10 protein-coding genes are annotated in these 9729 nt (G+C 50.5%); 8 read left to right on the top strand and 2 right to left on the bottom strand.

Features of this window, described 5'->3' with window-relative positions; translation table 11 throughout:
- Nucleotides 1–152 precede the first annotated feature (152 nt).
- Nucleotides 153–566 carry a CBS domain-containing protein gene (locus AK963_RS21125; RefSeq protein ID WP_139117569.1) on the bottom strand — a complete coding sequence of 138 codons (414 nt, stop codon included), beginning with the start codon at nt 564–566 and terminating at the stop codon, nt 153–155.
- Between the two features lie 240 nt (nt 567–806).
- On the opposite strand from AK963_RS21125, the gene ppa reads away from it, so the two are divergent.
- From ppa to AK963_RS21085, 7 genes are all read left to right on the top strand, one after another.
- Nucleotides 807–1334: an inorganic diphosphatase gene (gene ppa / locus AK963_RS21120; protein ID WP_066017405.1), complete on the top strand. Its 528-nt coding sequence runs from the start codon at nt 807–809 to the stop codon at nt 1332–1334.
- A 127-nt stretch (nt 1335–1461) separates the two neighbouring features.
- Complete coding sequence (gene dsbD, locus AK963_RS21115; RefSeq protein WP_066017404.1) at nt 1462–3303, top strand: protein-disulfide reductase DsbD; 1842 nt, start codon at nt 1462–1464, stop codon at nt 3301–3303.
- A 216-nt stretch (nt 3304–3519) separates the two neighbouring features.
- Nucleotides 3520–3972, top strand: coding sequence for a type II 3-dehydroquinate dehydratase (gene aroQ / locus AK963_RS21110; RefSeq protein WP_066017403.1), 453 nt, complete (start codon nt 3520–3522; stop codon nt 3970–3972).
- Between the two features lie 222 nt (nt 3973–4194).
- A complete protein-coding gene (gene accB, locus AK963_RS21105; protein WP_066017402.1) occupies nt 4195–4665 on the top strand; it encodes an acetyl-CoA carboxylase biotin carboxyl carrier protein in 471 nt (156 codons plus the stop codon).
- Nucleotides 4666–4675: 10 nt separating this feature from the next.
- A complete protein-coding gene (gene accC / locus AK963_RS21100; protein WP_066017401.1) occupies nt 4676–6016 on the top strand; it encodes an acetyl-CoA carboxylase biotin carboxylase subunit in 1341 nt (446 codons plus the stop codon).
- 451 nt (nt 6017–6467) lie between these two features.
- Entirely contained in the window at nt 6468–7355 is an 888-nt protein-coding gene (gene prmA / locus AK963_RS21095) for a 50S ribosomal protein L11 methyltransferase (protein WP_066017400.1), read from the top strand.
- A gap of 153 nt (nt 7356–7508) precedes the next feature.
- Nucleotides 7509–8468 carry a DUF3426 domain-containing protein gene (locus AK963_RS21085; protein ID WP_083232822.1) on the top strand — a complete coding sequence of 320 codons (960 nt, stop codon included), beginning with the start codon at nt 7509–7511 and terminating at the stop codon, nt 8466–8468.
- Nucleotides 8469–8763: 295 nt separating this feature from the next.
- On the opposite strand, the gene AK963_RS21080 is transcribed toward AK963_RS21085, so the two are convergent.
- Entirely contained in the window at nt 8764–9192 is a 429-nt protein-coding gene (locus tag AK963_RS21080; protein ID WP_066017397.1) for an Rrf2 family transcriptional regulator, read from the bottom strand.
- A gap of 95 nt (nt 9193–9287) precedes the next feature.
- Between AK963_RS21080 and AK963_RS21075 the strand changes: the two genes are divergently transcribed.
- Nucleotides 9288–9635 (top strand): globin domain-containing protein, encoded by a 348-nt coding sequence (locus AK963_RS21075; RefSeq protein ID WP_066017396.1) that lies wholly within the window; start codon nt 9288–9290, stop codon nt 9633–9635.
- The last annotated feature ends 94 nt before the right edge of the window (nt 9636–9729 follow it).

The following is a 9729-nucleotide window of genomic DNA, read 5'->3' as shown; positions in this document are numbered from 1 at the left end:
AGACTGTAGTGATAAACTCTTCAACGGGCATGACTGAAACCTTCTTTTTTGCTTTTTACTGCTTTTAATAGCAGAAAGCAGGTTCAGTCATGTCTCCTTATGCAAACCTAAAAGTCGCACATGGCGTTAATTAAAGGAAAGTCTATTACCGATTACGCGGAGTCCACCGGGCGCTCATAAAACTCGAGAACGGCAGACATCAGATCTTTGGGGCTGAGTATTCCCACCAGACCTCCCTCAGAGACAACCGGGACTCGGTAGGCCTTATCTGTCATAAACCGCTGATATACTGTAATAATATTTTCCTTAGGGTCAGCGGTGACAACCTGAGTAGTCATATAGTCACGCACCAGCCCCGCATCCTGAGAGAAATAGCTGCCATTCAATGTGCCTTCCAGGCAGTCTGATTCTGAAAGAATCCCGATAAGCGTTCCTTCATTATCGACCACCGGTGCTGCCGTAATATTGTGTTGCAGCAGAATACGAATGGCTTCAGCAACTTGAATATCCGGAGAAACGGTAACAACTTTGGGGGTCATGCAATCTTCAACAGTAATCGATCTCACAATCACCTCCTTCGGGATAGGAATCCCTCTCACGCCCGCGACTGACACTTATTTAATTCTAGCCCTCAATCAAACAGATAGCAGAGTATAAATAGCCGGAAATAGCCAATGTCATAGGGCCAGAACGAGGTTCATCCTCAGGTTAGCAAGGGGCATCCCCCTTACAAGTGGAAAAAAGCGTGACAAACTCTATATAATACGCAGCAATTTCAAACTGACCCCAACAGAGATTGACTGTCAATGAGCTTTTCATCTGTTCCTGCTGGTAAAAACCTGCCAGAAGATATCTACGTAATTATTGAGATTCCTGCCAACGCTTCGCCAATCAAGTACGAAGTTGACAAGGATATGGATGCCATCCTGGTTGACCGCTTCATGGCAACCCCAATGTTCTACCCAGCCAACTACGGTTACATCAACCAGACCCTGGCTGACGATGGCGACCCTCTGGACGTGCTGGTTGTTACTCCCTACCCGGTTATCCCGGGCTCAGTCATTCGCTGCCGTACTGTCGGCATGCTGAACATGTCTGACGAAAGTGGCCGTGACGAGAAACTGATTGCCGTTCCTCACGACAAGCTGTCCACGATCTATAAAGATGTGAAGGAATACACTGATCTGCCAGCTCTGCTGCTCCAGCAGATTGAGCACTTCTTTGAAAACTATAAAGATCTTGAGCCAGGCAAGTGGGTCAAGATTGATGGCTGGGAAGGTTCCGAAGCAGCCATGGAAGTCATCAAGAAATCTGCCGCCAACTACAAAGGCTGATCTATCTTGCCGCTCAGGCTCCGGCCTGAGCTTTTCCACTCCTTTCAGCGGTTTTCTTTTCTCTACTTGCATCTCTGATATATCACTGCACAATAAATAGCATTCGCCATTATAAACATCAGCTTATATGCCAAGACGTCATCTTCGTTTAATCTGGCCCCTTTTACTGGGTCTGTTCATCTCATTGCCTGCCCAGGCAAACCTGAGCCAGTTATTCGGGGCAGAGTCCAATGAAAACCAGGATTTTCTTCCGGTTGAAGATGCCTTTCAATTCACCGGGCGGATTGAGCAGGGTAAGGCAATCATTGATGTTGCTGTGACACCCGAGCACTACCTTTATAAACACCGTTTCACCTTTGCACCGGTAACCGACATCTCAAATCTGGATGCCGCTGGCTATCCTGCCGGTGAAGAGATTTTTGACCCTTATTACAATAAAGAGCTGGAAATATTCAGCGAAAACTTTGTTATCAACCTTCCTGCCAACCACTCTGGCAGCCTGCCTGAACTGGAAATCGGCTTCCAGGGCTGCGCCAAAGCCGGACTGTGTTACCCACCCCATAAAGTTGTCATTCCATTGGTTACCCAGGTGGAAGCCAGTGACTCACCAGTTTCCGCCAGTGTTAACCGCCCGGAGGCATCAGACTCAGGGAATGCCTTCCAGCAGCAGCTGGAACAGAACAGCCTGCCCATCGCACTGCTACTTTTTGTTCTGGCGGGTATTGGCCTCAGCCTGACGCCCTGTGTACTTCCCATGTTCCCGATACTGTCGAGCCTGATCCTGGGAGCCAAGGCACAGAGTAAAGCCAGAACCATTGCCCTGACGATGACCTATATACTCACCATGTCAGCCACCTTTGCCATCGCAGGTACCTTGATGGGACTGTTTGGTGCCAGCCTGAACCTTCAGGCAAAGCTCCAGTCCCCATGGCTGCTGATTCCAATGGCAATACTCTTCGTACTCCTCGCCCTGAGCATGTTTGGCTTTTACGAGTTACAGCTGCCCACCAGAGTTCGGGACAAACTCAGTGGCAATCAGCAACATTCAGGCAGCTTATCGGGAGCTGCTGTGATGGGAGTGTTGTCTGCACTGGTGGTTTCACCCTGTGTCTCAGCCCCCCTCGCCGGTGCGCTGGTCTACATCAGCTCAACCGGTGATGCCCTTTTTGGCGGGCTGACGCTGTTTGCCCTGGGTCTGGGCATGGGCATTCCCTTATTTGTTATGGCTTTAGGCGGAAGACACTGGCTGCCAAGATCCGGTGCCTGGATGAATGGTGTTCGCTCATTCTTTGGCGTATTACTCCTGGGTGTCGCCATCTGGATGCTGGAACGGGTTATCTCACCATCAGCCACGCTCTTCCTGTGGGGAGCTCTGCTTATTGGCAGTGGTGTATTCCTGGGCGCGCTTCATACCAATCTGAATGAAGCCCGCCAGAAGCTCCGACAGACCGTCGGCATACTCTGCCTCATGTATGGAACCTGCCTGATTATTGGCGCTGCCATGGGCAATAGTGACCCATTGAAACCGTTAATGAGTAAGAACAGCACTTCAGCAGAAAGCGTCACTGAACAGACAGTGAACTCCGGCTTCAAGACGGTAACAACACTGAATGAACTGAATAACCTGCTGGCCGATGCGGCCCTGAACAATCAACCCGCCCTGATTGATCTCTATGCAGACTGGTGTATATCCTGCAAAATCATCGAGCGGACCGTTTTCCCTGACCCGCTGGTCACTGACCAGCTCGCGGCAATATCCCTGATCAAGCTGGATATCACGGACAACACGTCGGAACACCAGCAGTTTCTCAATCAACATCAACTGTTTGGCCCACCAGCCATGCTGTTTTTTGATGCCAGTGGGAATGAGCTGCCTGTACTGAAATCCCAGGGTGAAATCACCGCTCTGCAGCTGCATCAAAAGCTGACAGAACTCCTTAAAGCCTCCGGAACAACAACAGATGTTTGAACATGTCTGAAACAGGCATGAAATGCTTCGTAACTGTCGTTAACCTCCTGTAACACGCACAAACTGGACGCACTCTTGACAATGGGGCAAAATGCCTGATCAGTAACGATGTCAATGTACTTCGAAGTCAACGGTGCAGTTCAGACTGAATGCTGAAGTCCCCTCCCATTGGGCAGGGTCGCAACGGTGACAATGGTGGTCTTTAAGAGGATAAACATGGCTGACATTCTTGTGCTCAATGGTCCAAACCTGAATTTGCTGGGCACCCGTGAGCCCGGCGTATACGGTGCAACCACACTTGAACAGATCTGCCAGAACCTTGTCCAACTGGCTACTGATGAAGGCCTTCAGCTGGAAAGCTTTCAAAGCAATGCAGAACACCTCCTGATAGACCGTATTCATCAGGCAGGTAAGGATGGCGTCCGCTTTATCATCATCAACCCGGCCGCTTTCACTCATACCAGTGTGGCGCTGAGGGATGCACTGCTTGGGGTTGCTATTCCATTTATTGAAGTACACCTTTCGAACGTCCATCGCAGAGAGCCTTTCCGTCATCACTCTTATTTCAGTGATGTTGCTGAAGGAGTCATTGCCGGACTGGGGCCTAAAGGCTATGAGCTGGCACTGTCTGCAGCGGTTGAACAACTTGCCAGACAACCAGAACCATAAGAGTACGAACCTATTCATCAGTACGTTGTTCAGAAGCACACAACAGCGTTCTGACTCATTTAAATCACAGTGCAGCTGTTCTAAATAACGTTTAAACAACCGCACTGTCAGACAAAGCTGACCATCGGGGATCGTGCACTCGCAGAGTCGAACGTACGATTTTTCGCAAAATCAACCACACTGGCCGGCCAGTCCTGCCAGTACAAGCATTTGAGACTGACAATGGATATCAGAAAAGTAAAAAAGCTCATTGAGCTGCTGGAAGAATCAGGTATTGATGAGCTCGAGATCCATGAGGGTGAAGAGTCCGTTCGTATCAGCCGTTATTCGAAAAGTGCTCCTCTAGCTGCAGCACCTGTTGCTTACCCCGCAGCTGCACCAGCGCCAGCCCCTGCTGCTGCACCGACAGCAGAAACAGCAGCCGCAGCACCAGCCGCTGTTACGGAGCCCGTCATTTCCGGTCATCAGGTCAAGTCTCCCATGGTTGGCACTTTCTACAGTTCGCCTTCACCCGATGCACCGGAATTTGCCAAGGTTGGCCAGCAGGTTAAAGAAGGTGATGTGCTCTGCATTGTTGAAGCCATGAAGATGATGAACCAGATCAAGGCGGACAAATCCGGCACTGTTAAAGCCGTTCTGGTAGAGAATGGTCAGCCTGTTGAGTTCGATCAGCCCCTGTTCACCATTGCCTGAGAGTCGCGTTATGCTCGATAAAGTCGTAATAGCCAACCGGGGCGAAATTGCTCTCAGAATATTAAGGGCCTGCAAAGAGCTGGGCATCAAGACCGTTGCGGTTCACTCCAAGGCCGATGCGGATCTTATGCATCTGCATCTGGCGGATGAATCTGTCTGTATCGGTCCAAACAACCCGGCAGACAGCTATCTCAATATTCCTGCCATCATCAGTGCCGCCGAGGTGACTCACGCAACCGCGATTCACCCGGGCTACGGCTTCCTGTCAGAAAATGCGGATTTTGCTGAACAGGTAGAACGCAGTGGCTTTACCTTTATCGGGCCTTCAGCAGACGTTATCCGCCTGATGGGCGACAAAGTCTCCGCGATCGAAGCCATGCAGAAAGCCGGTGTTCCAACAGTGCCTGGTTCTAATGGCTCACTGACTGACGACCACAGCCGCACAATGGCGATTGCCCGGGATATCGGTTATCCCGTGATCATCAAGGCTGCCGGCGGTGGCGGTGGCCGTGGTATGCGCGTGGTCCACAATGAAGAAGACCTGATCAGCTCCGTAGCCCTGACCAAATCAGAAGCCGGCGCTGCATTCAACAATGATACGGTTTATCTGGAAAAATTCCTGCAAAACCCACGTCATGTTGAGTTCCAGGTACTCGCCGATGGCCAGGGTAATGCTATTCATCTGGGTGACCGTGACTGTTCTTTGCAGCGTCGTCATCAGAAGGTTATTGAAGAAGCACCTGCACCCGGCATTCCAGAAGAGAAACGCCAGGAAGTGGCCAGTGCCTGTACCCGTGCCTGTATCGAGCTGGGCTACAAAGGTGCTGGTACCTTTGAATTCCTGTATGAAAACGGCGAATTCTATTTCATTGAAATGAACACACGGGTTCAGGTTGAACATCCGGTAACCGAAATGATCAGTGGCATCGATATTGTCAAAGAGCAGTTGAGAATTGCCAGCGGTATGCCCCTGAGCGTTCGCCAGGAAGACATCGAACTCAAAGGCCATGCGTTTGAGTGCCGAATCAACGCCGAAGATCCAAAAAGCTTTATGCCATCGCCTGGCAAGGTGTTGCAGTTCCATGCACCGGGCGGTAATGGTGTGCGCGTAGACAGTCATCTGTACAACGGCTACAGCGTTCCTCCTTACTATGACTCACTGATCGCCAAGATCATCAGTTATGGTCCGGATCGTGAAACAGCCCTTATCCGGATGAAGAACGCACTGGATGAAACCGTTATTGAGGGGATCAAAACCAACATTCCTCTTCATCAGGACCTGGTGACTGACCATCACTTCAAGGAAGGCGGTGTCAGCATTCACTATCTGGAGAAGAAGCTGGCAGAGTGATTTCCAGTTTTACGCTTCCATACAAGGCCATCTCCCCCGGGAGTATGGCCTTTATTTTTGTCGGATGCTCAGCCAGCGTATGTTTATGAACCATCCGTGCTCAGCTACAATAGGCTGCTTAGGGCCTGTTGACGTTTCGTTGTGAACTCAGTGTCTCAGAAAAGCGTCATATGCGCGAAAGGTTTGCGCAGCCCGTAGTAATTCTACGTCAAGCAAGCCTGACAAAGCAGATGGTGCTTTTCTGAGCCACCCTGCGGGCGAATCAGGGCACCCCAATGTTTTCGTTGCGGTATTTTGAAAGGCAACCAGCCTTCCTGCAATACCGCGCCTAGTCATAGCAGCGCCCTGATTCGCTGAGCATGCAACGAAACGTCAACAGGCCCTAGAATCATGAATTTCTTTCCTGAAGAACAGGCCGGAATTCTTATCGCTTTTCATTCTGGATAACACAATGTCTTGGATTCAAGTCAGACTGGATACAACTTCTGACCATGCTGAAATTCTGGAAGACCTGCTTCTGGAAGCAGGTGCCTGTGCCGTAACCCTGCAGGATGCAAAAGATCAACCGGTCTATGAACCCGAGCTGGGTACTACGCCGCTGTGGAACAACACCGTCGTTGTTGGCTTGTTTGATGCCCAGACCCGTACCGATGATGTCATTCCGTTTCTGAAAGAGAATGCCGGACTGAACCCTTTCCCTAATCACAAGGTCGAACTGGTTGAAGATAAGGACTGGGAAAGGGAGTGGATGACCCACTTCCACCCCATGCAGTTCGGTGACCGCCTGTGGGTGTGCCCCAGCTGGAAGGAGGTTCCCGATCCTGAAGCTGTTAACCTGATGCTGGACCCGGGTCTGGCCTTTGGTACCGGAACGCACCCCACCACCGCACTCTGCCTGCGGTGGCTGGACCAGCAGAATGATCTGACCGGAAAGACAATTATCGACTATGGTTGTGGGTCAGGCATTCTTGCCATTGCAGCACTGTTGCTGGGTGCTAAATCAGCTGTCGGCGTTGATCTTGATCCACAGGCACTGGAAGCCACTATCGAGAATGCTAAACGGAATAACATTCCGACGGATAAGCTGGAGGTTTTTCTGCCGGATGATGAACCAGCTGATCAGGCAGATGTCGTACTGGCCAACATTCTTGCTGGCCCTTTGACTCAACTGGCTCCCAAACTGGCCAGTCTGACCAGGGAAGGCGGTTCCATTGCTCTGTCCGGTATTCTGGCTGAGCAAGCGGATGAAATAATTCAAACCTATGAACAGTGGTTTGCCATGGATACAGCAGTCACCTTTGATGGCTGGGCCATGCTCTCTGGCAAGCGACGCTCATAAGCAGGCATGAATGTAAATGCAGGTACGACAGAACTGGTTACTCCAGGTTCTTAAATAGAAACTGAAGTACCTGCATTCTCAATTAGACTGGATTCAGTACGGGGGCTCTGGTCTAATAAAAAATGCTGCTTTAAGATCAGGTAAAAAGTAAACATGACGCCGTCAAGTGTCACTTGCCCCCACTGCCAGACCATATTCCGCATTACCCATGCCCAGCTTAAGGCTGCCAATGGTTCGGTGCGTTGCGGTTCATGCCTGCAGGTATTTAATGCCATGGAGCAGGTACCGCGCCCGAAAGAACCAGAAAAGGAGGAATTGAGCACCTCCGTTGAAACCGCTGAAACACCCTCTTCTGCCGACAGTGAAGAAACTCTGGTATCCACTCAACCCAGAAAATCGCACCAGGAAACACTGGTTGTCCAACAGCAAAAACCAGTAAAAAAGCCGGATTCAGCACAACCGGAAGCCTCCAGAAGCAAAGACCTTGATCCATCCATAAAGGCAAAGGTTGCTACTGCGCCCATAGAGTATGATGGCTACCACCAGCAAAGTATCGAAACCCTGATTCACGAGCTGGATCAGCGGGAAACCGAAGAAACCATTAATGAACAACAGCTCCGCAGGAAAAGAACCCACTGGGGGGTTGCCGCCTGTGGTCTGCTGGTGTTGCTGACACTGCAGTTTGCCTGGTTCAATCGCAATACGCTGTCACTGAACCCTGCGCTGCGACCGGCTTATGCCATGACCTGCAACCTGCTTTCCTGCAAACTCCCGCCCATGGTCAATATCAATGCCATTAAAAGCGTTGACCTTGTGGTTCGCAGCCATCCAGATCATGACAATGCCCTGCAGGTGGATGCCGTTATCATCAATGAAGCCAGACACCCACAGCCCTTTCCAGACCTGAAGCTGACCTTTACCGATATCAATGGCCGCCTGGTGGCCAACCGAACCTTTACCCCATCGGAATACCTCGGTGGCGAGCTGGCCGGCTCGGATGAAATGCCAAAAGCACAACCGATCCGGCTGGGGCTGGAAATTATCGACCCGGGCGAACAGGCAGTGAACTATCAGCTAACCTTCAGCGAAAACAAAATGACACGGTATAACTAGGCTTTTTCCTTAAGACTTTTTTCGAACCACAAAGAACACAAAGTTCACAAAGAAGAGAAAAGAAAAAGCTTATTGGTCTCGTTCCCATGGTCTGCGTGGTAATGCATACCGGAACTGGCCGAGTGAGCGACAACCTGCCTTTACTCTGGATTTTGGGAGTTTACTGCGAACTGTGCCATTAACGGCGGGGATCAGTATGCATTCCCACGGGGACCGTGGGAACGAGGTGTGCTTATAGCAGTGGGAAGTGGGAAGCGGGAAGCGGGAAGCGGGTATCGAACAATACCCAGCCACCTCAGGCAATAGCCAAAAGCTTAATCAACTCTTTCCGGTTGCCAATCAAATCCGCCAGGCTGTATCGGTTCAACACATCCATAAATGCCGAAACAGCTTCAGCAATCACCCCTTTTAACTCACACCCCGATGTAATCCTGCACCTTGGCTGCTCACACTCCACCACCTTCATCGTGGTTTCCATACACCTGACCAGCTCACCCAGGTTAATTGCTTCTGGTGGCTTACCGAGCGTAAAACCTCCCCCCTTACCGCGGATGGTAGTGAGATACCCCTCATGCCCCAGCTTCTGGACAATCTTCATCACGTGATTCCGTGATATATCGTAGGTATCCGTTACCTCCTGAATCGATAGCAACCGCCCTTCCGGTTGAAGTGCCGCATACATCAGGATACGCAATGCGTAGTCGGTGTGTTTTGTCAGTTTCATTCAGAGATAGACATAATGAAAAGAAGTAAATAGAATGCGCTTTTATTAAATGCATTTCAAATGCATCTTTATTATAACATTGGAGGAGGTGTTTTATGAGCCTGAGTGAACAAACGATTCAAATCGTCAAAGCCACGGCCCCGGTTCTGGCGGAACACGGAGAAACCATTACCCGACACTTCTATCAGCAGATGTTCAGCCAGAATCCGGAACTGCTGAATATTTTCAACGCCACCAATCAGAAAACCGGTCGCCAGCAGGCAGCCCTGGCCAATGCCGTCTATGCCTATGCTGCCAACATCGATAACCTCGGCGCCCTGACTGGTGCGGTACAACGCATCGCCCACAAACATGCCAGCTTTAACATCCTGCCGGAACAGTACCCTATTGTCGGAAAGCACCTTCTGGAAGGGTGCTCTCTCAATTTGATAACTGACTCATAGGTTAGCTTCAACCTTTCCAGTCATGAACTCAGACCAAAGTTGTTCCCAGCGCCCCTTACTCTGGATCAGTGCTCTTGTTGTCAAAAGCACTTCC

It is taken from the genome of Endozoicomonas atrinae (assembly GCF_001647025.1).
GTDB classification, from domain to species: Bacteria; Pseudomonadota; Gammaproteobacteria; order Pseudomonadales; family Endozoicomonadaceae; genus Endozoicomonas; species Endozoicomonas atrinae.
Note: the sequence above shows the minus strand (reverse complement) of the source record. Positions and strands in the feature narration are given on the sequence as shown.

What these genes read in the sequence shown, in the direction of transcription:
- ppa (WP_066017405.1), top strand. Translation starts at nt 807, where the DNA reads ATGAGCTTTTCATCTGTTCCTGCTGGTAAAAACCTGCCAGAAGATATC.
- dsbD (WP_066017404.1), top strand. Translation starts at nt 1,462, where the DNA reads ATGCCAAGACGTCATCTTCGTTTAATCTGGCCCCTTTTACTGGGTCTG.
- aroQ (WP_066017403.1), top strand. Translation starts at nt 3,520, where the DNA reads ATGGCTGACATTCTTGTGCTCAATGGTCCAAACCTGAATTTGCTGGGC.
- accB (WP_066017402.1), top strand. Translation starts at nt 4,195, where the DNA reads ATGGATATCAGAAAAGTAAAAAAGCTCATTGAGCTGCTGGAAGAATCA.
- accC (WP_066017401.1), top strand. Translation starts at nt 4,676, where the DNA reads ATGCTCGATAAAGTCGTAATAGCCAACCGGGGCGAAATTGCTCTCAGA.
- prmA (WP_066017400.1), top strand. Translation starts at nt 6,468, where the DNA reads ATGTCTTGGATTCAAGTCAGACTGGATACAACTTCTGACCATGCTGAA.
- AK963_RS21085 (WP_083232822.1), top strand. Translation starts at nt 7,509, where the DNA reads ATGACGCCGTCAAGTGTCACTTGCCCCCACTGCCAGACCATATTCCGC.
- AK963_RS21080 (WP_066017397.1), bottom strand. Translation starts at nt 9,192, where the DNA reads ATGAAACTGACAAAACACACCGACTACGCATTGCGTATCCTGATGTAT.
- AK963_RS21075 (WP_066017396.1), top strand. Translation starts at nt 9,288, where the DNA reads ATGAGCCTGAGTGAACAAACGATTCAAATCGTCAAAGCCACGGCCCCG.